Raw genomic sequence first — 19102 nt, forward strand, 5'->3', positions numbered from 1 at the left:
CGACGACGTTCCGATCATCAAGGGCTCGGCGCTTGCCGCGCTGGAAGGCCGCGACCAGGAAATTGGCGAGGATTCGATCCGGGCGCTGATCGCCGCGGTTGACGAATACATCCCGACGCCCGAGCGTGCTGTGGACCTGCCGTTCCTGATGCCGATCGAGGACGTGTTCTCGATCTCGGGCCGGGGCACGGTGGTGACGGGCCGGGTCGAGCGCGGCGCGGTGAACGTGGGCGACGAGCTTGAGATCGTGGGCACCCCCGACACCAAGAAGACCACCTGCACCGGGGTCGAGATGTTCCGCAAGCTTCTGGATCGCGGGGAAGCCGGCGACAACATCGGCGCGCTGCTGCGCGGCGTGGATCGCGACGGCGTCGAGCGCGGCCAGGTGCTGTGCAAGCCGGGTTCGGTCAAGCCGCACACGCAGTTCGAGGCCGAGGCCTATATCCTGACCAAGGAAGAGGGCGGTCGCCACACGCCGTTCTTCGCGAACTATCGTCCGCAGTTCTACTTCCGCACCACGGACGTGACCGGCACGGTGAAGCTGCCCGAGGGCACCGAGATGGTGATGCCGGGCGACAACCTGAAGTTCGAGGTCGAGCTGATCGCGCCGATCGCGATGGAAGAGAAGCTTCGCTTCGCCATCCGCGAAGGCGGCCGCACGGTCGGCGCCGGCGTGGTGTCGAAGATCCTGAAGTGATCGGCAGGGCGGGCATGGTCCCGCCCGCGCATCATCGTCGGGTGATCCGAAGACGGATATCATGACAGCAAGGCCCGTCCCGCAAGGGGCGGGCTTTTTTGCTTGGTGCGCTCGGGATTGGCGGCCGGCCGGGCCAGCGGGGCGGGGGCGGACCGGCGCGCGGCGCCACGGGACAGTGTGTCGGCAAAGGGGCGTGTCCGCCCTGACCGATGCCGACAAAGCCCAGGCGATGAACATAGAGGGCGTCGTAAGGGATCGGCTCGATGCCGTTCAGTCGCGGCAATTCATCAAGCAGGTCAAGATACCAGTCCGGCGACGGGATCGGGCTGAACTCCTCGACCTGCGGTGAGACATACAGTTCCTCGGCGATAAAGGGCCGGGTGATGAAGTGGACCTGCTGCGGCGCGGCACCGAACCACGCGGCGATTTTCCAGAAATAGCCCGGCACGTCGCGGATCAGTTGGTGCGGCGGCAAGGCAAAGACGACCGGCGCCCGGGGATGCTGATACAACGAGGCCGGCAGGCGGTTCATATGCTCGGCGGCGAGATGTCCGAAATGGAACAGGCAACGGCCGCCCCAAACCATCGGGCCGCGCAGCTTGGGGCCGCTGAATTGCCAGGGAACGGCGTTCGAGTCGACGAACTGGCGATGATTAAGGTGCCGGACCACTGTATTCGTCTCGAAGTCGGGCCAGACCGGGCCGCCATCGGCGATCTTGTTGCGATAGGCGAACCTGCGCGTCGGAACGATGCGAATGTCGCGGAAAACCTGGGCTTGGGGCACTTGGATTCCCGGCCGCGCATCGGCCCAATCTGTCGTGGGGCCTACCTTGTCCGGCCGTCGATCCGAACTGGGCAGGGGGGACAGCAGCGCCACCCTGGCGCGGCTTAGGGCGGCTTGCAGCCGCGGGTTGGCGCGGATCGCTTTCGTCAGGATGCTTGGCATCGGAATTCCGTTTTGTCTAAAAGGTCAGGCCGGCAGGCGACGGATAGAACGCTTTCACGGTTCGCGCAATCCAGGCAGGGCGGGCGCGAAAGCAGCTTGACCGCGTGGCACGAAGCGGATAAATCCCCGCAATCATCGCCGGTTTGCCAAGAATCGGCTTGTCAGTCGGGCCGCCACGCAAGGCGGCCTGCTGTTGTTTATACGGTTCGACGCTGGCGATGCGTGGTGTGTCGTCAGCCTCTCAACTTGCACTCCCCGCAAGAGGGATGAGAATGCAAAGCCAGAACATCCGCATCCGGTTGAAGGCGTTCGATTACCGCGTCCTGGATGCCAGCACGCAGGAAATCGTCAACACCGCCAAGCGCACCGGCGCGCAGGTCCGCGGCCCGATTCCGCTGCCCAACAAGATCGAGAAATTCACCGTCCTGCGCGGTCCGCATATCGACAAGAAATCCCGCGACCAGTGGGAAATCCGCACGCATAAGCGTCTGCTGGACATCGTCGATCCGACCCCCCAGACCGTTGATGCCCTGATGAAGCTCGACCTCGCCGCCGGCGTGGATGTCGAGATCAAGGTGTAAGGAGGCCAGCATGCTGCGGACTGGTGTTATCGCCAAGAAGCTGGGCATGACCCGGCTGTTCCTGGAAGACGGGCGTCAGGTGCCCGTCACCGTGCTGCACGTGGACAACGTGCAGGTCGTCGCTCAGCGCACCGCTGAAAAAGACGGCTATGTGGCGCTGCAGCTGGGCGCGGGCGAGGCGAAAGCCAAGCGCACGACCGCCGCCCTGCGCGGCCATTTCGCCAAGGCGAATGTCGCCCCCAAGCGCAAGATCGCGGAATTCCGCGTCTCGCCCGAGAACCTGGTGGAGGTGGGCGAGGAAATCGTCGCCGACCATTACTTCGAAGGGCAGTATGTCGACATCGCCGGCACCTCGATCGGCAAGGGCTTTGCCGGTGCGATGAAGCGGCATAATTTCGGCGGCCTGCGCGCCTCGCACGGCGTGTCGATCAGCCATCGTTCGCATGGTTCGACCGGCCAGTGCCAGGATCCGGGCAAGGTGTTCAAGGGCAAGAAGATGGCCGGCCATCTGGGTGCCGTGCGCGTCACCACCCAGAACCTGCAAGTCGTCAAGACCGATGCCGAGCGCGGCCTGATCATGGTCAAGGGCTCGGTTCCGGGTTCCAAGGGCGGCTGGGTCACGATCAAGGACGCCGTGAAGAAGCCGCTGGCCGAAAGCACCGTTTTCCCGGCTGCGATCCGCTCGAAAGCTGCCCAGGCCGAGGCTGCTGCCCCTGCCGAGGCCGCCGCGCCCGAAGGAGACAACTGATGAAACTCGACGTTATCACGCTCGACGCCGGCAAGGCCGGTGATATCGACCTGAGCGATGACATCTTCGGGCTCGAGCCGCGTGCGGACCTGCTGCATCGTGTCGTGCGCTGGCAGCGCGCGAAGGCGCAGGCGGGCACCCATTCGGTGCTGGGCAAGTCGGATGTCAGCTATTCGACCAAGAAGATCTATCGCCAGAAAGGCACCGGCGGCGCCCGCCACGGTTCCCGCAAGGCGCCGACCTTCCGTCACGGCGGCGTCTACAAGGGTCCGACCCCGCGGTCGCATGCCTTTGACCTGCCCAAGAAGGTTCGAGCGCTTGGCCTGAGGCATGCGCTGTCGGCCAAGGCCGCGGCGGGTGAGCTGGTGATCATCGAAAGCCTGAACATCGCCGAAGCCAAGACCGCGGCCGTCGCCAAGGCGGTCCGGGAAAACGGCTGGAAGCGCGTCCTGGTGATCGACGGCGCCGAGGTGAACGAGAATTTCGCCCGTGCCGCCCGCAACCTGGAAGGCGTGGATGTGCTGCCCTCGATGGGCGCCAACGTCTATGACATCCTGCGTCGCGATACGCTCGTGCTGACGCGCGCCGGTGTCGAAGCTCTGGAGGCTCGCCTGAAATGAGCGTGAAACCCGAACATTACGATGTCATCGTCAAGCCGGTGATCACCGAAAAAGCCACCCTCGCGGGCGAAGCCAACGCCTATGTGTTCCAGGTGGCCAAGGATTCGTCCAAGCCGGTGATCAAGCAAGCCGTCGAGGCGCTGTTCAACGTCAAGGTGAAGGCGGTCAACACCACCATCACCAAGGGCAAGGCCAAGCGGTTCCGCGGCCGTCCCGGCGTCCGCTCGGACGTGAAGAAGGCCTATGTGACGCTGGAAGCTGGCAACAGCATCGACGTGTCCACCGGCCTCTGATAAAAGCCTGCGAATCGACGGCCCCGGCAGCGGGGCCGTCGCCTTTTGACTGAAACGGACCTAGCTTTGGTCCAAAGCAACGGAAGACAGAAAGCATGGCACTCAAGTCGTATAAGCCGACGACGCCTGGCCAGCGTGGGCTGGTTCTGATCGACCGTTCGGAGCTTTGGAAAGGGCGCCCGGTCAAGTCCCTCACGGAGGGTTTGACCAAGCATGGCGGCCGGAACAACACCGGACGGATCACGATGCGCCGCAAGGGCGGCGGGGCGAAGCGTCTTTATCGCATCGTCGATTTCAAGCGCACCAAGTTCGATGTTTCGGCGACCGTCGAGCGGATCGAATACGATCCCAACCGCACCGCATTCATCGCGCTGATCAAGTATGAAGACGGCGAGCAGGCCTATATCCTTGCCCCGCAGCGTGTTGCTGTCGGCGACAAGGTCGTAGCCGGCACCAAGGTGGACGTGAAGCCCGGCAACGCCATGCCCTTCAGCGGCATGCCGATCGGCACCATCGTCCACAACGTCGAGCTGAAGCCCGGCAAGGGCGGCCAGATCGCCCGTTCGGCCGGCACCTATGCCCAGTTCGTCGGCCGCGACGGCGGCTATGCCCAGATCCGCCTGTCCTCGGGCGAGCTGCGCCTGGTGCGCCAGGAATGCATGGCGACCATCGGGGCGGTGTCGAACTCGGACCACTCGAACCAGAATTTCGGCAAGGCCGGACGCAACCGCCACAAGGGCATCCGCCCCAGCGTGCGCGGCGTTGCCATGAACCCGATCGACCACCCGCATGGTGGTGGTGAGGGTCGGACCTCGGGCGGCCGTCACCCGGTCACCCCCTGGGGCAAGGGCACCAAGGGGACCAAGACCCGCTCGAACAAATCGACCGACAAGTACATCCTGCGGTCGCGTCACGTTAAGAAGGGGCGTTAATCCATGGCACGTTCTGTTTGGAAGGGCCCCTTTGTCGACGCCTATGTGCTTCGCAAGGCCGAGAAAGCCCGCGAGTCCGGCAAGTCGGACGTCATCAAGATCTGGTCGCGCCGGTCGACCATCCTGCCGCAATTCGTCGGCCTGACCTTCGGCGTCTACAACGGCCAGAAGCATATCCCGGTGTCGGTGACCGAAGAGATGATCGGCCAGAAGTTCGGTGAATACTCGCCGACGCGGACCTATTACGGGCACGCGGCCGACAAGAAAGCGAAAAGGAAGTAAGCGTCATGGGTAAGGAACAGAATCCGCGCCGCGTGGCCGAGAACGAGGCGTTTGCGAAGACCAAGATGCTTCGCACCTCGCCGCAGAAGCTGAACCTGGTTGCGGCGATGATCCGCGGCAAGAAGGTCGAGAAGGCTTTGGCCGACCTGACCTTTTCGCACAAGCGCATCGCGGGCGACGTCAAGAAATGCCTGCAATCGGCCATCGCCAATGCCGAGAACAACCATAATCTCGACGTGGACAACCTGGTCGTCGCCGAGGCTTGGGTGGGCAAGAACCTGGTCATGAAGCGTGGTCGTCCGCGCGCCCGTGGTCGTTACGGCAAGATCATGAAGCCGTTTTCGGAAATCACCATCAAGGTCCGTCAGGTCGAGGCCATCGAAGCCGGGGAGCGCGCGTAATGGGTCAGAAGGTAAACCCCATCGGGATGCGTCTCCAGGTCAACCGCACCTGGGACAGCCGCTGGTATGCGGATGACAAGGACTACGGCAATCTGCTGCTGGAAGACCTGAAGATCCGCGACTTCATCCACAAGGAAGCCAAGCAGGCCGGCGTCAGCCGCGTCGTGATCGAGCGGCCGCACAAGAAGTGCCGGGTGACGATCCATGCCGCACGTCCGGGTGTCATCATCGGCAAGAAAGGCGCCGATATCGAGACCCTGCGCAAGAAGCTGGCGAATTACACCGCTTCGGAACTGCACCTCAACATCGTCGAGGTCCGCAAGCCCGAACTGGACGCGCAGCTTGTGGCCGAATCCATCGCCCAGCAACTGGAGCGTCGGGTGTCCTTCCGCCGCGCCATGAAGCGCGCGGTGCAGAACGCCATGCGCATGGGCGCGCTGGGGATCCGGGTGAACGTGGCGGGCCGCCTGGGCGGCGCCGAGATCGCCCGCACCGAATGGTATCGCGAAGGCCGGGTGCCGCTGCACACGCTGCGCGCCGACATCGACTATGCGCTGTCGGAGGCGACGACTCCCTACGGGATCATCGGGGTCAAGGTCTGGATCTTCAAGGGCGAGATCATGGAGCACGACCCGCAGGCCCGCGACCGCCGCGCCACCGAAGCGCAGGATGGCCCGTCGCCCCGCGGCCCGCGCCGCGACCGCGACGCGCGCTAAGGAGAACAAGCAATGCTGCAACCGAAACGGACCAAGTTCCGCAAACAGCACAAGGGCCGCATCCACGGCGAAGCCAAGGGCGGGTTCAACCTGAACTTCGGCTCCTACGCGCTGAAAGCCATCGAGCCCGAGCGCGTCACCGCTCGCCAGATCGAGGCCGCGCGCCGTGCGATCACCCGCCACATGAAGCGCCAGGGGCGGGTGTGGATTCGCATCTTCCCGGATGTGCCGGTTTCCTCGAAGCCGACCGAAGTGCGGATGGGTAAGGGCAAGGGCTCGGTGGATTTCTGGGCCGCCCGCGTCCATCCCGGCCGGATCATGTTCGAGATCGACGGGGTGAACGATGTCATCGCCCGCGAGGCGCTGCGCCTGGGCGCGCAGAAGCTACCGGTGCTGACCCGCATCGTCGCGCGCGAAGACTGGTAATTCACCAGCGCATCAAGACAAGTGCCCCGCCGCAATCGTGGCGGGGCATCGCTTTTCATCGGCCCCGGACGATCGGGGTTGCCAAAAGCCGGCGATGCCTGTATGGGCAAGCCTTCATCATGAAACTCCACCGGGAATCAGGGTGGCCCTGCACGGCAGGGGCTCTCCGGTGATGTTGAAAGGAACAGGCGCATGAAAGCGCAGGAACTGAAAGAAAAGTCGCCCGATCAGCTGAAAGAACAGCTGCTGGCGCTGAAGAAGGAAGCGTTCAACCTGCGCTTCCAGCAGGCCACCGGCCAGCTCGAATCGACCGCCCGCATGCGCAACATCCGCCGCGATGTCGCCCGTGTGAAAACCATTCTGAACCAGAAAGCGGCGCAAGCCGCGGCGTCGAACTAAGGAGCCCGGTCCATGCCCAAACGCATCCTGCAAGGCAAGGTCGTCAGCGACAAGAACGAACAGACCGTCACCGTTCTGGTCGAGCGTCGCTTCAAGCATGCGCTGCTGCACAAGATCGTGCGGTCGTCCAAGAAATACCGCGCGCATGACGCGCAAAACCAGTTCAAGGTCGGTGACATCGTTCGCATCGTCGAATGCGCGCCGATCTCGAAGACCAAACGCTGGACCGTTCTGACCGAAGCCGCCGAGGCCTCGGCCTGATCGCCAGTTTAATCGATACCCTGGGGCCGGTGGTGCCGGTCCCCAAAGGTCGGGAGTAACCAAATGATCCAGATGCAGACCAATCTGGATGTCGCTGACAACTCCGGCGCTCGCCGGGTGCAGTGCATCAAGGTCCTGGGTGGTTCGCACCGTCGCTATGCGTCGGTGGGCGACATCATCGTCGTCTCCGTCAAGGAGGCCATTCCGCGCGGCCGCGTGAAGAAAGGCGACGTCCGCAAGGCCGTCGTCGTGCGCACCGCCAAGGAAGTGAAGCGCGAGGACGGCACCTCGATCCGCTTCGACCGCAACGCCGCCGTCATCCTGAACAACCAGGGCGAGCCGGTCGGCACCCGTATCTTCGGGCCGGTCGTACGCGAGCTGCGGGCCAAGAACTTCATGAAGATCATCTCGCTTGCGCCGGAGGTGCTGTGATGGCTGCCAAGCTGAAAAAGGGCGACAAGGTCGTCGTGCTGGCCGGCAAGGACAAGGGCAAGCAGGGTGAGATCGCCGCCGTGTTCCCGAAAGAGAACAAGGCCGTGGTCGATGGCGTCAACATCGCCATCCGTCACCAGCGCCAGACCCAGACAAGCCAGGGCGGCCGCGTGCCGAAGGCCATGCCGATCGACCTGTCGAACCTTGCGCTGATGGACAAGAACGGCAAAGCGACCCGCGTCGGCTTCCGCATCGAGGACGGCAAGAAAGTCCGCTACGCCAAGACCACGGGAGACGTGATCTGATGCTGGACCAAGCCACCTATTCGCCGCGCCTGAAAGCGCAGTATCGCGAAACCATTCGCGCCGCCCTCAAGGAAGAGTTCGGCTACAAGAATGACATGCAGATCCCGCGCCTGGACAAGATCGTCCTGAACATGGGCATCGGCGAGGCCGTCAAGGACACCAAGAAGGTCAAGCAGGGCGCCGAAGAGCTGTCGCTGATCGCGGGTCAGAAGGCCGTCATCACCAAGGCCAAGAAGTCGATCGCCGGCTTCCGCGTCCGCGAAGAGATGCCGCTGGGCTGCAAGGTCACGCTGCGCGGCGACCGGATGTATGAATTCCTGGACCGCCTGATCAACATCGCGCTGCCCCGCGTCCGCGACTTCCGCGGCGTCAAGGGCACGGCTTTCGACGGCCGCGGCAACTATGCCATGGGCCTGAAAGAGCACATCGTTTTCCCGGAAATCAACTTCGACAAGGTCGACGAAGTCCTGGGGATGGACATCATCATCTGCACCACCGCGAGGACCGACGCGGAAGCGAAATCTCTGCTGAAGGCATTCAACATGCCTTTCAACAGCTGATCGCGGAGGGAAGAAGATATGGCTAAGAAATCCATGGTTGAGCGCGAGAAGAAGCGCGAGCGTCTGGTTCAGAAATACGCCGCCAAGCGCGCCGCGCTGAACGAGGTCGTCCACGATCAGTCCCGCCCGATGGAAGAGCGCTTCAAGGCCAGCCTGAAACTGGCTGAACTGCCGCGCAATTCCTCGGCCACGCGTCTGCACAACCGGTGCCAACTGACCGGCCGTCCGCACGCGTATTACCGTAAACTGAAACTGTCGCGGATCATGCTGCGCGAGCTTGGCTCGTTCGGCCAGATCCCCGGCATGGTCAAATCCAGCTGGTAAGGGGGCAATATGTCGATGAACGATCCTCTCGGCGATATGCTGACCCGCATCCGCAACGCGCAGATGCGCGGCAAATCGACCGTCCGCACGCCCGCCTCCAAGCTGCGCGCCTGGGTGCTCGACGTGCTGAAAGCCGAGGGCTATATCCGCGGCTATGAACAGGTTGATACCCCCTCGGGCCATACCGAGCTGGAAATCAGCCTGAAATACTACGAAGGCACCCCGGTCATCCGGGAACTGGCGCGGGTGTCCAAGCCTGGCCGCCGGGTCTATGCCTCGGTCAAGGAATTGCCGCAGGTCCGCAATGGCCTGGGTGTCTCCATCGTCTCGACGCCGAAAGGCGTCATGTCTGATGCAGCGGCTCGCAGCGCCAATGTCGGCGGCGAAGTCCTCTGCACCGTGTTCTAAGGAGGGCAGAGATGTCTCGGATTGGTAAAAAGCCGGTTGCCCTCCCCAAGGGCGTGACCGCAGAGATCAAGGGCCAGACCATCGAGGTCAAGGGTCCGAAAGGCAGCCGCAGCTTTACCGCGACGGATGACGTGACGCTGGCCATCGAGGAAGGCACCGTCAAGGTGACCCCCCGCGGCATGTCGAAACGCGCCCGCCAGCAATGGGGCATGACCCGCTCGATGGTCGAGAACCTGACCGTCGGCGTCAGCGAAGGCTTCAAGAAAGAGCTGGAAATCCAGGGCGTCGGCTATCGCGCCCAGATGCAGGGCAAGACGCTCAAGCTGTCGCTGGGCTATTCACATGACGTGAACTTCGAAACGCCGGAAGGCGTGACCATCTCGGCTCCCAAACAGACCGAGATCGTGGTGGAAGGCGTCGACCAGCAATTGGTCGGCCAGGTCGCCGCGAACATCCGCGAGTGGCGCCGCCCCGAACCCTACAAGGGCAAGGGCATCCGCTACAAGGGTGAGGTCGTCTTCCGCAAGGAAGGCAAGAAGAAGTAAGGGGCGCAAAAATGGCACTGACGAAAAGAGAGCTGTTCCAGAAGCGCCGCCTTCGCGTGCGCAACAAGCTGCGGAAGATCACGGACGGCCGTCCGCGGCTTTCCGTTCACCGTTCTTCCAAGAACATCAGCGTCCAGGTGATCGACGACGTAAAGGGGGTCACGCTGGCCGCCGCCTCGTCGCTTGAAAAGGATCTGGGCGTGGTCGGCAAGAACAACGTCGAAGCAGCCGCCAAGATCGGCGCCGCCATTGCGGAACGTGCCAAGCAGGCCGGTGTCGAAGAGGTGATCTTCGACCGCGGCGGCTTCCTGTTCCACGGCAAGATCAAGGCGCTGGCCGATGCGGCCCGCGAAGGCGGTCTGAAGTTCTGATCCCATGCGGGCGGCGTTCGCGCCGCCCCGATGATCCGGGGGCCGTTCGATCCGTCGGCGGCCCACCAGGATTGGACCAACGGCGCGGGACGCGCGCCAACGTAAAAGGAATGCCTGATGGCAGAACGTGACAACCGCCGGGGCCGCCGCGAAGAGCGCGAGGAAACCCCGGAATTCGCCGACCGCCTGGTGGCGATCAACCGCGTGTCGAAAACCGTCAAGGGCGGCAAGCGCTTCGGCTTCGCCGCTCTGGTGGTCGTGGGCGACCAGCGTGGCCGCGTCGGCTTCGGCAAGGGCAAGGCCAAGGAAGTGCCCGAGGCGATCCGCAAGGCGACCGAACAAGCCAAGCGCGGGCTGATCCGCGTGCCGCTGCGCGACGGCCGCACCCTGCATCACGACATCGAGGGGCGCCACGGCGCCGGCAAGGTGATCATGCGCACCGCCGTTCCGGGGACCGGCATCATCGCGGGCGGTCCGATGCGCGCCGTGTTCGAGATGCTTGGCGTCCAGGACGTGGTGGCCAAGTCGCAGGGTTCGCAAAACCCCTATAACATGATCCGCGCCACCATCGACGGGCTGAAGCGCGAAGCTTCGCCCCGCAACGTCGCGCAGCGTCGCGGCAAGAAGGTGGCCGAGATCCTGCCGTCCAACGACAAGCCGGCCGATGCCGCCGTCGAAGCGTAAGGAGACAGGCATATGGCTAAAACCATCGTCGTGAAGCAGATCGGCTCGCCGATCCGTCGTCCGGCCGTCCAGCGCGAGACGCTGAAGGGCCTGGGCCTAAACAAGATGAACCGCACCCGCGAGCTGGAAGATACCCCGGCCGTGCGCGGCATGGTCGCAAAGATCCCGCATCTCGCGATCATCGTGGAAGAGCGCGGCTGATCCAGCCTCGCATCCTGTTCATTGAAACGCCCCGGAGCCTATCCGGGGCGTTTTTTGGTGGTGCGTTAACCGTTTGCTAACGGCTTGCTCCTAGGCTGCTAGGACCGAACCCCAGGAAGGAGCCACAGTTGCCGCGCCCGATCCGCTGCCTTTTGCTGGTCTTCCTGTTGCTGGCCGGCCCCGCTTCGGCCAGTCCCTGGCCGCGGGCGGTCAAGGGGGTGTTCCTGGCCTTGTCGGTCGAACGCGATGCCGCCGGCCACAGCTATACCGGGCTTTACGGCGAGGTGGGGCGCCGACCCCGGCTGACCATGGGCGTAGAACTGGGCCGCTCCAGCGCCGGGGAAACCAGCAGCCTGGTCTGGCTGCAACGCGCGCTGGACCGGGGCAGGGGACCGGATCGCTGGGCCGCGGCGATCGGGCTGGGCGCGGTGGAACGTGACGGCCAGGCCATGCCGCTGGCGCAGGTCGCGCTGGGTTGGGGCCGCACCTTCGACAGCCTTCCGGTGCTGCGGCGCGCGCGGGGCGGGGGCTGGGTGTCGGCAGAGTTGCGCTATAAGGTGGTCGGTGCCCTGAAGGACGAGGAAGAGATGGCCGCGCTGGCCGCCCAAGGCGCCAGCTCGCTTCGGTATCTGACGCCAGAGGCGACTGCCAAGGCCGAGGTGACGGTGGGCTGGCACATGGCCGAGGCGCTGATGCTGGTCCACCAGCTTCGGCTGGAGGATCGCGAGGATACCGGATTTGCCAGCAAGATCGCGGTTTCGGCGGTGCGCGATCTGCTTGGCCCGCTCAAGCTGGAACTGGGGCTGATCGCGCCGCTTTCGGGGCCGGGCGAACGCGCGGCCAAACTGGGCTTGTGGGTGGAGTTCTAAGCCGCATCCCCCGGTGCCGCCGCGGATGCGCTTTGCCGGATGCGGGGGCAGGCCCGTGTCAGCTTGACCCGGCGCGGGACAGCCGATAGAAGCCGCCGGTGTCTTTCGTGACACCGACTCGAACAAGCAAGAAACGCCGCGTTCGCCCCCTTCGCTTCATGGGGCGCTTCCGGCCAAGGAGAAGCGATATGAAACTGCATGAACTTCATGACAATCCCGGCGCCAACCGCAAGAAAAAGCGCGTCGCCCGCGGTCCCGGCTCGGGCAAGGGCAAGACCGCCGGCCGCGGCATCAAGGGCCAGACCTCGCGTTCGGGCGTGGCGCTGAACGGTTACGAAGGCGGCCAGATGCCGCTGTATCGCCGCCTGCCCAAGCGCGGCTTTTCCAAGCCGAATCGCCTGGAATTCGCCGTGGTGAACCTGGGCCAGCTGCAAGCCTTTGTCGATGCGGGCAAGCTGGACGCCAAAGCCGATGTCACCGAAGACGCGCTGGTCGCGTCGGGCGTCATCCGCCGCAAGCGCGACGGTGTGCGGGTGCTGGCCAAGGGCGATCTCAAGGCCGCGCTGAACCTGACCGTCGCCGGCGCCTCGCAGGCTGCCGTGGAGGCGATCGAAAAGGCCGGCGGCAAGATCACCGTGACCCGTCCGGTGAAAGAAGAAACCACCGAGACCTCTGCGGCCGAATAAGCTGTTGAAGGGCGCGCCCGCGCCCCATAAATAGCTTTCCAAGTTTTCCAGGCGCCGCGGGATCGGGGAACGATCCGGCGGCGCTGCCACGAAGGGGCACGAAGCATGGCGTCAGCCGCAGAACAGATGGCCGCGAACCTTTCCTGGGGCGCGCTCGGCAAGGCGACCGAGTTGCGCCAAAGGATCTGGTTCACGCTCGGACTTCTCATCATCTATCGCCTTGGCACCTATATCCCGGTGCCCGGCATCGACGGCGCCAGCCTGCGCAACTTCATGGAGGAAGCCCAGGCCGGCATCGGCGGCATCCTGTCCATGTTCACCGGCGGCGCGCTGGGGCGGATGGGCGTCTTTGCGCTGGGGATCATGCCCTATATCTCGGCCTCGATCATCGTCCAGCTTTTGGCGTCGATGGTGCCGGCGCTGGAGCAGATCAAGAAAGAGGGCGAGCAGGGCCGCAAGAAGATCAACCAGTATACCCGCTACGGCACGGTGGCGCTGGCGCTGTTCCAGGCCTGGGGCCTGGCCGTCAGCCTGGAACATGGCAACCTGGCGCATGAGCCGGGGATGTTCTTCCGCGCCTCGGTGGTGATCACCCTGGTCGGCGGCACCATGTTCCTGATGTGGCTGGGCGAGCAGATCACCGCGCGCGGCATCGGCAACGGCATTTCGCTGATCATCTTCGTCGGCATCGTGGCCGAGATTCCGGGCAGCCTGGCGCAGTTCCTGGCCCAGGGCCGTTCGGGCGCCGTCTCGACGCCGGTGATCCTGGGGGTGATCGTCATGGTCATCGCGATCATCGCCTTCGTGGTGTTCATGGAACGCGCGCTGCGCAAGATCCACATCCAGTATCCGCGCCGCCAGGTCGGGATGAAGGTCTATGACGGCCAATCGTCGCACCTGCCGATCAAGGTCAACCCGGCGGGCGTCATCCCGGCGATCTTTGCCAGCTCGCTGCTGCTTCTGCCGGTGACGATCTCGACCTTCTCGGGCAACCAGACCGGCCCGATCATGTCCACGGTCCTGGCCTATTTCGGCCCCGGACAGCCGCTTTACCTGCTGTTCTTCGGCGCCATGATCGTGTTCTTCACCTATTTCTATACGTTCAACGTCAGCTTCAAGACCGAGGACGTGGCCGAGAACCTGAAGAACCAGGGCGGCTTCATTCCCGGTATCCGGCCGGGCAAGCGGACCGAGGATTACCTGTCCTATGTGGTGACGCGGGTGCTGGTGATCGGCTCGGCCTATCTGGCCTTTGTGTCGCTGCTGCCCGAGATCATCCGCGCCCAGTTGGCGATTCCGTTCTATTTCGGCGGGACGTCGGTGCTGATCGTGGTCAGCGTCGTCATGGACACGATCAACCAGGTGCAAAGCCATCTGCTGGCCCATCAATACGAAGGTCTGATCGAGAAATCGCAGCTGCGCGGCAAGCGTGGGAAGGCCGGGGCGGCCAAGCCCCGCAAGGCGCCGGCGCGCCGTTAAAGGGTAGACCCGCACATAGGGTAGGAGAGGGACGACATGGCGATCAACATCATTCTGCTGGGCCCCCCCGGCGCAGGCAAAGGCACCCAGGCCCGGCGGCTGATCGAAGAGCGCGGGCTGGTGCAGCTTTCGACCGGCGACATGCTGCGCGAGGCCCGCAGCTCGGGCACCGAGATGGGCAAGCGCGTGGCCGAGGTGATGGATCGGGGCGAGCTGGTGACGGATGAGATCGTCATCGGCCTGATCCGGGAAAAGCTGGGGCAGGGCGGCAACGGCTTTATCTTTGACGGCTTCCCGCGCACGCTGGCGCAGGCCGACGCCCTTCAGGCGCTGATGGCCGAGATGGGGCAGCGCGTCGATGCCGTGATCGAGATGCGGGTGGACGATGCGGCGCTGGTTGCACGCATCTCGGGCCGCTTTACCTGCGGCAATTGCGGCGAGGTCTATCACGACGCGACCAAGCCGACGGCGAAGCCGGGCGTCTGCGATGTCTGCGGCTCGACCGACCTGCGCCGCCGCGCCGACGACAATGCCGAAAGCCTCAAGACCCGGCTGATGGAATATTACAAGAAGACCTCGCCGCTGATCGGCTATTACTACGTCAAGGGCAACCTGACCCCGGTCGACGGCCTGGCCCAGATCGACGTGGTCGGGGCGCAGATCGGCAAGGTTCTGGACAAGATTCCCCGCTGGTCTTGACCCCAGCCGGCGAATCCCGTAAGCCGCAGCATCTCGCAAGAGAATCGCCTGGATGGTCCGGGCGTCGCTTCAAGGCCCGAAGGCATGGCTTTCGGGTCTTTGGTTGTGAAAAAAGGTTCCGGGACTACGGAACCGCAACAAGGAAAAGGAAACACGCGTGGCTCGTATTGCTGGCGTCAACATTCCGACCGGGAAACGTGTCCCGATCGCCCTGACCTATATCCACGGCATCGGCACGAAATTCGCCGATGAAATCGTGGCGGCCGTCGGCATCGAGCCGAGCCGTCGCGTCAACGAACTGTCGGATGCCGAAGTTCTGAAGATCCGCGAATACATCGACGCCAACCACACCGTCGAAGGCGACCTGCGCCGCGAGACGCAGATGAACATCAAGCGCCTGATGGATCTGGGGTCCTATCGTGGCCTGCGCCACCGCCGCGGCCTTCCGGTTCGCGGTCAGCGTACCCATACCAATGCCCGCACCCGCAAGGGCCCGGCGAAGCCCATCGCCGGCAAGAAGAAATAAGGGGAAACGGACATGGCACGCGATAAAACCCGTATCAAGCGCAAGGAACGCAAGAACATCGCCACCGGCGTGGCGCATGTGAACTCGTCCTTCAACAACACCAAGATCCTGATCTCGGACGTGCAGGGCAATGCGATCTCGTGGTCGTCGGCCGGCACCATGGGCTTCAAGGGTTCGCGCAAATCGACCCCCTATGCCGCCCAGATGGCCGCCGAGGATGCTGGCAAGAAAGCCCAGGAACATGGCGTCCGCACACTGGAAGTCGAAGTGCAGGGCCCCGGCTCGGGCCGCGAATCGGCTTTGCGCGCGCTGGCGGCCGTCGGGTTCAACATCACGGCGATCCGGGATGTGACGCCGATCGCCCATAACGGCTGCCGCCCCCCGAAGCGCCGCCGGGTCTGATCGGTTACGTTTTTGACGCGTTCCGCGCGGGGTTGTCCCGTGCGGGGCGCGCTTTTCGCATTTCACCTCGGGCGTTTCCGACCATCGGTCATGGGTCGGCAACTGGTATGGAGGCAAACGCATGATCCATAAGAATTGGGCTGAACTGATCAAGCCGACCCAGCTTGAAATCAAGCCGGGCGCCGATTCGTCGCGCGTGGCCACCGTCGTGGCGGAACCGCTGGAGCGCGGTTTCGGCCTGACGCTGGGCAACGCGCTGCGCCGGGTTCTGATGTCGTCCCTGCAAGGCGCGGCGATCACCTCGGTCCAGATCGACAATGTGCTGCACGAATTCTCGTCCGTCCCCGGCGTGCGCGAGGACGTGACCGATATCGTCCTGAACCTCAAGGGCGTGACGCTGAAGATGGATGTCGACGCCCCCAAGCGGCTGACGCTGTCGGCCAAGGGTCCGGGCGAGGTCAAGGCCGGCGACATTCAGGAAACCGCCGGCATCACCATCCTGAACCGCGACCACGCCATCTGCCATCTCGACGAGGGGGCGGAACTGCACATGGAACTGACCGTCGCCAACGGCAAGGGTTATGTCGCGGCGGACAAGAACCGTCCCGAGGACGCGCCCATCGGCCTGATCCCGATCGACGCCATCTTTTCGCCGGTCAAGCGCGTCAGCTACGAAGTCACGCCCACCCGCGAAGGGCAGGTGCTGGACTATGACAAGCTGACCATGAAGGTCGAAACCGACGGTTCGCTGACCCCGGAAGACGCCGTGGCCTATGCCGCGCGCATCATCCAGGACCAGCTTTCGGTCTTCGTCAACTTCGACGAGCCGGAAACCGCCACCCGCTCGGATGCCGAGGACGGGCTGGAATTCGACCCGCGCCTGCTGAAGAAGGTGGACGAGCTGGAACTGTCGGTGCGTTCGGCGAACTGCCTGAAAAACGACAACATCGTCTATATCGGCGACCTGATCCAGAAGACCGAGGCCGAGATGCTGCGCACGCCGAACTTCGGCCGCAAGTCCTTGAACGAGATCAAGGAAGTGCTGTCGGGCATGGGGCTGCACCTGGGCATGGACGTCGTGGACTGGCCGCCGGAAAACATCGAGGACCTGGCCAAGCGTTTCGACGACCAGTTCTGAGTTTCGGGGGCGGCGACGCCCCCGCATGACCGGGCATATCCCGCCCCAAGGAGAGCGGCCCGCACGCATGGGCCGCCGGACAAAGCAAAAGACGTAAAGGAGATACATCATGCGTCACGCCCGCGGCTATCGCCGTCTGAACCGCACCCATGAACACCGCAAGGCGCTGTTCGCCAACATGGCCGGCTCGCTGATCGAGCATGAGCAGATCAAGACCACCCTGCCCAAGGCCAAGGAACTGCGCCCCATCGTCGAAAAGCTGATCACGCTGGCCAAGCGCGGCGACCTGCACGCCCGCCGCCAGGCGGCTTCGCAGTTGAAGCAGGACAGCCATGTCGCCAAACTGTTCGAGGTGCTTGGTGCCCGCTACAAGGACCGGCAGGGCGGCTATGTCCGGATCCTGAAGGCCGGCTTCCGCTATGGCGACATGGCGCCGATGGCGATCATCGAATTCGTCGAACGCGACACCAGCGCCAAGGGCGCCGGCGACCGTGCCCGGCTGGAAGCCGAATCGGAAGCCGACGAATCGTAAGAAGTTTAACCCTTTCTTAGGGTTAACTGATCGTATAAGCCCGCAACCGCCTTTGGGGTTGCGGGCTTTTTTGCAACAGTGCCGCGCCGTTCTTGTCCTGTTCGGCCTGCGCCATCTGGCCAGTTTTCGCGGTATGGTTGTAGCCGCACCCCGAAAACTCATGGAAATTGCAGGAAGGAGGCGTCCAGGGGCCAAAGACGGCCAAGCCGCAGAACTTGCGTCGCCGGCAGGTTTACCTTACGGCAGCTTGAAAAACGTCGCTCGCGGTCACGGTATTGCTTGAATAGACTGTGATCCATGCCATTTTTCCTGGTAACCCGTAGAAACGCAATCTGTCCAAAAAGCCATGTCATCTCGCGCGGAAATCAATGCAGCACTCGCCAGGTTGAAAAAGCTGGCCCCGGCAGGCTATTTCATCGGGCTGCATATCCGCTTTGCGGCGCCGCTGATGCAGTTCCAGACCTATAACAAGGAATGGGCGCAACGCTATTCGGAACGCGCCTATGCCTTGCGCGATCCCACCATCGCCTGGGGCTTCTCGACCACCGGCGCCTGCCGGTGGAGCGTTTTGCCTATACCCGACCCGTTTTCCATCCTTCAGGACGCGGCCGACCACGGCCTGCATTACGGGCTGGTCGTGGCGCACGGGCCGATCAAGTCGCGCACCATCGCGGCTTTCGCCCATGACAAGCGGGAATTCACGGATGACGAGATCGAGGTGATCTCGGCAACGCTACGACGGCTTCACGAAATCACGGAGCCGCCGGAGAGCCTGACCAAGGCTCAGCAAGAGGCCCTTCGGTGCATCGCAGAGGGGGATCGCCATGCAGCGGCGGCTGCCAAACTTGGTATAACGGAAAGCGCATTCAAGGCACGTCTCATCTCGGCACGCGAACGACTTATGGCGCGCACGACGGCCGAGGCGCTGCAACGGGCCAAGGATTACCGCTTGCTGTAACTGGACCGTCCGCCGCTGCGGTTCATGCCTGGGGGGCCACCACCACCACGAACCCCAGGAGAAGACCATGCAGACCACCACACTTTCCTTTGCCAACCTTCATATTCATGGCGAACTGTTCGCGAACATCTTTCGCGCCCGCAAGCAAAGCTTCATCGTCCAGAAGCGCTGGGACCTGCCCCAGACCGACGACATGGAGTTCGATCAATACGACACGCCCATGAGCCGCTGGGTCGCCATCCACCAGACCGGCCGGGTGCTGGCCGGGGTCCGGCTGACGCCGACCACCGCGCGCTGCGGCATGTATTCCTATATGATCCGCGACGCCCAGCTTGACCTGCTGGGCGGCTCGATCCCGCAGAACCTGCTGGACGAGCCGGCGCCGGTCGAGCCGGGCACCTGGGAAGCCAGCCGCCTGTTCGTCGACCACACCATCCCACAGCGCGAACGCCGCCGCGTGCATGTGAACCTGGTGGCCGAGATGACCAATTCGGCCCGCGAGCTGGGCGCATCGCGGCTGTTGTGCCTGGTCGCCTCGACCTGGCCGCGCTGGCTTAGCCCCTGCGGGCTGGACGCACAGGCCATGGGCCCGGTGGTCTGGATCGACGACGGCTATTTCCAATGCGTGTCGATCAACCTGGCCAGCAAGATGCACTGATGCCCCGCCAGGGGAGGGGGGCC

32 protein-coding genes are annotated in these 19102 nt (G+C 63.8%); 31 read left to right on the plus strand and 1 reads right to left on the minus strand.

Annotated elements, in window-relative coordinates; genetic code table 11:
- Positions 1-697 (plus strand): EF-Tu C-terminal domain-related protein (locus tag F3H32_RS13735; protein ID WP_262494990.1); only part of this gene is annotated, 697 nt, incomplete at its 5' end.
- A gap of 31 nt (positions 698-728) precedes the next feature.
- Here F3H32_RS13735 and F3H32_RS13740 read toward each other — a convergent pair.
- A complete protein-coding gene (locus F3H32_RS13740; RefSeq protein WP_149766344.1) occupies positions 729-1643 on the minus strand; it encodes a hypothetical protein in 915 nt (304 codons plus the stop codon).
- Positions 1644-1915: 272 nt separating this feature from the next.
- Between F3H32_RS13740 and rpsJ the strand changes: the two genes are divergently transcribed.
- The 30 genes from rpsJ to F3H32_RS13890 all read left to right on the plus strand — a co-directional run bounded on the left by rpsJ (position 1916) and on the right by F3H32_RS13890 (position 19079).
- Positions 1916-2224: a 30S ribosomal protein S10 gene (gene rpsJ, locus F3H32_RS13745; protein WP_010400227.1), complete on the plus strand. Its 309-nt coding sequence runs from the start codon at positions 1916-1918 to the stop codon at positions 2222-2224.
- A 10-nt stretch (positions 2225-2234) separates the two neighbouring features.
- Positions 2235-2972 carry a 50S ribosomal protein L3 gene (gene rplC / locus F3H32_RS13750; protein WP_115754114.1) on the plus strand — a complete coding sequence of 246 codons (738 nt, stop codon included), beginning with the start codon at positions 2235-2237 and terminating at the stop codon, positions 2970-2972.
- A complete protein-coding gene (gene rplD / locus F3H32_RS13755) occupies positions 2972-3592 on the plus strand; it encodes a 50S ribosomal protein L4 (RefSeq protein ID WP_115754115.1) in 621 nt (206 codons plus the stop codon). The genes rplC and rplD overlap by 1 nt, the downstream gene beginning before the upstream one ends.
- A complete protein-coding gene (locus F3H32_RS13760; protein ID WP_115754116.1) occupies positions 3589-3885 on the plus strand; it encodes a 50S ribosomal protein L23 in 297 nt (98 codons plus the stop codon). Before rplD ends, F3H32_RS13760 begins: the two co-directional genes overlap by 4 nt.
- A 95-nt stretch (positions 3886-3980) precedes the next feature.
- Entirely contained in the window at positions 3981-4817 is an 837-nt protein-coding gene (rplB, locus tag F3H32_RS13765; RefSeq protein WP_115754117.1) for a 50S ribosomal protein L2, read from the plus strand.
- Between the two features lie 3 nt (positions 4818-4820).
- Positions 4821-5099, plus strand: coding sequence for a 30S ribosomal protein S19 (gene rpsS, locus F3H32_RS13770; RefSeq protein WP_010400236.1), 279 nt, complete (start codon positions 4821-4823; stop codon positions 5097-5099).
- Between the two features lie 5 nt (positions 5100-5104).
- Positions 5105-5500 (plus strand): 50S ribosomal protein L22, encoded by a 396-nt coding sequence (rplV, locus tag F3H32_RS13775; protein WP_115754119.1) that lies wholly within the window; start codon positions 5105-5107, stop codon positions 5498-5500.
- On the plus strand, positions 5500-6216 hold the full coding sequence (rpsC, locus tag F3H32_RS13780) for a 30S ribosomal protein S3 (protein ID WP_115754120.1): 717 nt from the start codon (positions 5500-5502) through the stop codon (positions 6214-6216). Before rplV ends, rpsC begins: the two co-directional genes overlap by 1 nt.
- Positions 6217-6228: 12 nt before the next feature.
- Entirely contained in the window at positions 6229-6642 is a 414-nt protein-coding gene (rplP, locus tag F3H32_RS13785; protein WP_115754121.1) for a 50S ribosomal protein L16, read from the plus strand.
- 192 nt (positions 6643-6834) lie between these two features.
- Positions 6835-7041, plus strand: coding sequence for a 50S ribosomal protein L29 (gene rpmC, locus F3H32_RS13790; protein WP_115754122.1), 207 nt, complete (start codon positions 6835-6837; stop codon positions 7039-7041).
- A gap of 12 nt (positions 7042-7053) precedes the next feature.
- Positions 7054-7302 carry a 30S ribosomal protein S17 gene (gene rpsQ / locus F3H32_RS13795; protein WP_115754123.1) on the plus strand — a complete coding sequence of 83 codons (249 nt, stop codon included), beginning with the start codon at positions 7054-7056 and terminating at the stop codon, positions 7300-7302.
- Positions 7303-7365: 63 nt separating this feature from the next.
- On the plus strand, positions 7366-7734 hold the full coding sequence (rplN, locus tag F3H32_RS13800) for a 50S ribosomal protein L14 (RefSeq protein ID WP_010400243.1): 369 nt from the start codon (positions 7366-7368) through the stop codon (positions 7732-7734).
- Entirely contained in the window at positions 7734-8039 is a 306-nt protein-coding gene (gene rplX / locus F3H32_RS13805; protein WP_115754124.1) for a 50S ribosomal protein L24, read from the plus strand. Before rplN ends, rplX begins: the two co-directional genes overlap by 1 nt.
- Complete coding sequence (gene rplE / locus F3H32_RS13810; RefSeq protein WP_115754125.1) at positions 8039-8599, plus strand: 50S ribosomal protein L5; 561 nt, start codon at positions 8039-8041, stop codon at positions 8597-8599. The genes rplX and rplE overlap by 1 nt, the downstream gene beginning before the upstream one ends.
- Positions 8600-8617: 18 nt before the next feature.
- The gene (rpsN, locus tag F3H32_RS13815) at positions 8618-8923 is read left to right on the plus strand and encodes a 30S ribosomal protein S14 (protein WP_149766345.1); all 306 of its coding nucleotides are present in this window, start codon (positions 8618-8620) and stop codon (positions 8921-8923) included.
- 9 nt (positions 8924-8932) lie between these two features.
- Positions 8933-9331, plus strand: a complete 399-nt coding sequence (gene rpsH, locus F3H32_RS13820; RefSeq protein WP_115754126.1) for a 30S ribosomal protein S8 — start codon at positions 8933-8935, stop codon at positions 9329-9331.
- An 11-nt stretch (positions 9332-9342) separates the two neighbouring features.
- Complete coding sequence (gene rplF, locus F3H32_RS13825) at positions 9343-9876, plus strand: 50S ribosomal protein L6 (protein ID WP_149766346.1); 534 nt, start codon at positions 9343-9345, stop codon at positions 9874-9876.
- Between the two features lie 11 nt (positions 9877-9887).
- Positions 9888-10247, plus strand: coding sequence for a 50S ribosomal protein L18 (rplR, locus tag F3H32_RS13830; RefSeq protein ID WP_115754128.1), 360 nt, complete (start codon positions 9888-9890; stop codon positions 10245-10247).
- 117 nt (positions 10248-10364) lie between these two features.
- The gene (rpsE, locus tag F3H32_RS13835) at positions 10365-10931 is read left to right on the plus strand and encodes a 30S ribosomal protein S5 (RefSeq protein WP_115754129.1); all 567 of its coding nucleotides are present in this window, start codon (positions 10365-10367) and stop codon (positions 10929-10931) included.
- A 12-nt stretch (positions 10932-10943) separates the two neighbouring features.
- Positions 10944-11132, plus strand: coding sequence for a 50S ribosomal protein L30 (gene rpmD / locus F3H32_RS13840; RefSeq protein WP_115754130.1), 189 nt, complete (start codon positions 10944-10946; stop codon positions 11130-11132).
- 128 nt (positions 11133-11260) lie between these two features.
- On the plus strand, positions 11261-12001 hold the full coding sequence (locus F3H32_RS13845; RefSeq protein WP_223191457.1) for a hypothetical protein: 741 nt from the start codon (positions 11261-11263) through the stop codon (positions 11999-12001).
- A gap of 188 nt (positions 12002-12189) precedes the next feature.
- Entirely contained in the window at positions 12190-12687 is a 498-nt protein-coding gene (rplO, locus tag F3H32_RS13850; protein WP_115754131.1) for a 50S ribosomal protein L15, read from the plus strand.
- Between the two features lie 105 nt (positions 12688-12792).
- Positions 12793-14166, plus strand: a complete 1374-nt coding sequence (gene secY, locus F3H32_RS13855) for a preprotein translocase subunit SecY (protein WP_149766347.1) — start codon at positions 12793-12795, stop codon at positions 14164-14166.
- Positions 14167-14202: 36 nt separating this feature from the next.
- Positions 14203-14865 carry an adenylate kinase gene (locus F3H32_RS13860; RefSeq protein ID WP_115754133.1) on the plus strand — a complete coding sequence of 221 codons (663 nt, stop codon included), beginning with the start codon at positions 14203-14205 and terminating at the stop codon, positions 14863-14865.
- 157 nt (positions 14866-15022) lie between these two features.
- Complete coding sequence (gene rpsM, locus F3H32_RS13865) at positions 15023-15391, plus strand: 30S ribosomal protein S13 (RefSeq protein ID WP_149766348.1); 369 nt, start codon at positions 15023-15025, stop codon at positions 15389-15391.
- A 12-nt stretch (positions 15392-15403) separates the two neighbouring features.
- The gene (gene rpsK, locus F3H32_RS13870; RefSeq protein WP_011747123.1) at positions 15404-15793 is read left to right on the plus strand and encodes a 30S ribosomal protein S11; all 390 of its coding nucleotides are present in this window, start codon (positions 15404-15406) and stop codon (positions 15791-15793) included.
- Between the two features lie 121 nt (positions 15794-15914).
- Complete coding sequence (locus F3H32_RS13875; protein ID WP_115754135.1) at positions 15915-16931, plus strand: DNA-directed RNA polymerase subunit alpha; 1017 nt, start codon at positions 15915-15917, stop codon at positions 16929-16931.
- Between the two features lie 109 nt (positions 16932-17040).
- The gene (gene rplQ, locus F3H32_RS13880) at positions 17041-17463 is read left to right on the plus strand and encodes a 50S ribosomal protein L17 (RefSeq protein ID WP_115754136.1); all 423 of its coding nucleotides are present in this window, start codon (positions 17041-17043) and stop codon (positions 17461-17463) included.
- A gap of 346 nt (positions 17464-17809) precedes the next feature.
- Positions 17810-18421 (plus strand): autoinducer binding domain-containing protein, encoded by a 612-nt coding sequence (locus tag F3H32_RS13885; RefSeq protein WP_115754137.1) that lies wholly within the window; start codon positions 17810-17812, stop codon positions 18419-18421.
- Between the two features lie 67 nt (positions 18422-18488).
- Positions 18489-19079: an acyl-homoserine-lactone synthase gene (locus F3H32_RS13890; RefSeq protein WP_115754138.1), complete on the plus strand. Its 591-nt coding sequence runs from the start codon at positions 18489-18491 to the stop codon at positions 19077-19079.
- Positions 19080-19102: the final 23 nt, after the last annotated feature.

It is taken from the genome of Paracoccus thiocyanatus (genome assembly GCF_900156255.1).
Taxonomy (GTDB): Bacteria; Pseudomonadota; Alphaproteobacteria; order Rhodobacterales; family Rhodobacteraceae; genus Paracoccus; species Paracoccus thiocyanatus.

What these genes read in the sequence shown, in the direction of transcription:
- rplQ (WP_115754136.1), top strand. Translation starts at nt 17,041, where the DNA reads ATGCGTCACGCCCGCGGCTATCGCCGTCTGAACCGCACCCATGAACAC.
- rplC (WP_115754114.1), top strand. Translation starts at nt 2,235, where the DNA reads ATGCTGCGGACTGGTGTTATCGCCAAGAAGCTGGGCATGACCCGGCTG.
- F3H32_RS13860 (WP_115754133.1), top strand. Translation starts at nt 14,203, where the DNA reads ATGGCGATCAACATCATTCTGCTGGGCCCCCCCGGCGCAGGCAAAGGC.
- rplX (WP_115754124.1), top strand. Translation starts at nt 7,734, where the DNA reads ATGGCTGCCAAGCTGAAAAAGGGCGACAAGGTCGTCGTGCTGGCCGGC.
- rplR (WP_115754128.1), top strand. Translation starts at nt 9,888, where the DNA reads ATGGCACTGACGAAAAGAGAGCTGTTCCAGAAGCGCCGCCTTCGCGTG.
- rpsK (WP_011747123.1), top strand. Translation starts at nt 15,404, where the DNA reads ATGGCACGCGATAAAACCCGTATCAAGCGCAAGGAACGCAAGAACATC.
- rpsJ (WP_010400227.1), top strand. Translation starts at nt 1,916, where the DNA reads ATGCAAAGCCAGAACATCCGCATCCGGTTGAAGGCGTTCGATTACCGC.
- F3H32_RS13885 (WP_115754137.1), top strand. Translation starts at nt 17,810, where the DNA reads ATGTCATCTCGCGCGGAAATCAATGCAGCACTCGCCAGGTTGAAAAAG.
- rplB (WP_115754117.1), top strand. Translation starts at nt 3,981, where the DNA reads ATGGCACTCAAGTCGTATAAGCCGACGACGCCTGGCCAGCGTGGGCTG.
- rpsC (WP_115754120.1), top strand. Translation starts at nt 5,500, where the DNA reads ATGGGTCAGAAGGTAAACCCCATCGGGATGCGTCTCCAGGTCAACCGC.
- rplV (WP_115754119.1), top strand. Translation starts at nt 5,105, where the DNA reads ATGGGTAAGGAACAGAATCCGCGCCGCGTGGCCGAGAACGAGGCGTTT.
- rplP (WP_115754121.1), top strand. Translation starts at nt 6,229, where the DNA reads ATGCTGCAACCGAAACGGACCAAGTTCCGCAAACAGCACAAGGGCCGC.
- rplE (WP_115754125.1), top strand. Translation starts at nt 8,039, where the DNA reads ATGCTGGACCAAGCCACCTATTCGCCGCGCCTGAAAGCGCAGTATCGC.
- rpsE (WP_115754129.1), top strand. Translation starts at nt 10,365, where the DNA reads ATGGCAGAACGTGACAACCGCCGGGGCCGCCGCGAAGAGCGCGAGGAA.
- F3H32_RS13760 (WP_115754116.1), top strand. Translation starts at nt 3,589, where the DNA reads ATGAGCGTGAAACCCGAACATTACGATGTCATCGTCAAGCCGGTGATC.
- rplD (WP_115754115.1), top strand. Translation starts at nt 2,972, where the DNA reads ATGAAACTCGACGTTATCACGCTCGACGCCGGCAAGGCCGGTGATATC.
- rplF (WP_149766346.1), top strand. Translation starts at nt 9,343, where the DNA reads ATGTCTCGGATTGGTAAAAAGCCGGTTGCCCTCCCCAAGGGCGTGACC.
- rpmD (WP_115754130.1), top strand. Translation starts at nt 10,944, where the DNA reads ATGGCTAAAACCATCGTCGTGAAGCAGATCGGCTCGCCGATCCGTCGT.
- F3H32_RS13740 (WP_149766344.1), bottom strand. Translation starts at nt 1,643, where the DNA reads ATGCCAAGCATCCTGACGAAAGCGATCCGCGCCAACCCGCGGCTGCAA.
- rpmC (WP_115754122.1), top strand. Translation starts at nt 6,835, where the DNA reads ATGAAAGCGCAGGAACTGAAAGAAAAGTCGCCCGATCAGCTGAAAGAA.
- rpsN (WP_149766345.1), top strand. Translation starts at nt 8,618, where the DNA reads ATGGCTAAGAAATCCATGGTTGAGCGCGAGAAGAAGCGCGAGCGTCTG.
- rpsH (WP_115754126.1), top strand. Translation starts at nt 8,933, where the DNA reads ATGTCGATGAACGATCCTCTCGGCGATATGCTGACCCGCATCCGCAAC.
- rplO (WP_115754131.1), top strand. Translation starts at nt 12,190, where the DNA reads ATGAAACTGCATGAACTTCATGACAATCCCGGCGCCAACCGCAAGAAA.
- secY (WP_149766347.1), top strand. Translation starts at nt 12,793, where the DNA reads ATGGCGTCAGCCGCAGAACAGATGGCCGCGAACCTTTCCTGGGGCGCG.
- F3H32_RS13875 (WP_115754135.1), top strand. Translation starts at nt 15,915, where the DNA reads ATGATCCATAAGAATTGGGCTGAACTGATCAAGCCGACCCAGCTTGAA.
- rplN (WP_010400243.1), top strand. Translation starts at nt 7,366, where the DNA reads ATGATCCAGATGCAGACCAATCTGGATGTCGCTGACAACTCCGGCGCT.
- rpsQ (WP_115754123.1), top strand. Translation starts at nt 7,054, where the DNA reads ATGCCCAAACGCATCCTGCAAGGCAAGGTCGTCAGCGACAAGAACGAA.
- F3H32_RS13890 (WP_115754138.1), top strand. Translation starts at nt 18,489, where the DNA reads ATGCAGACCACCACACTTTCCTTTGCCAACCTTCATATTCATGGCGAA.
- rpsS (WP_010400236.1), top strand. Translation starts at nt 4,821, where the DNA reads ATGGCACGTTCTGTTTGGAAGGGCCCCTTTGTCGACGCCTATGTGCTT.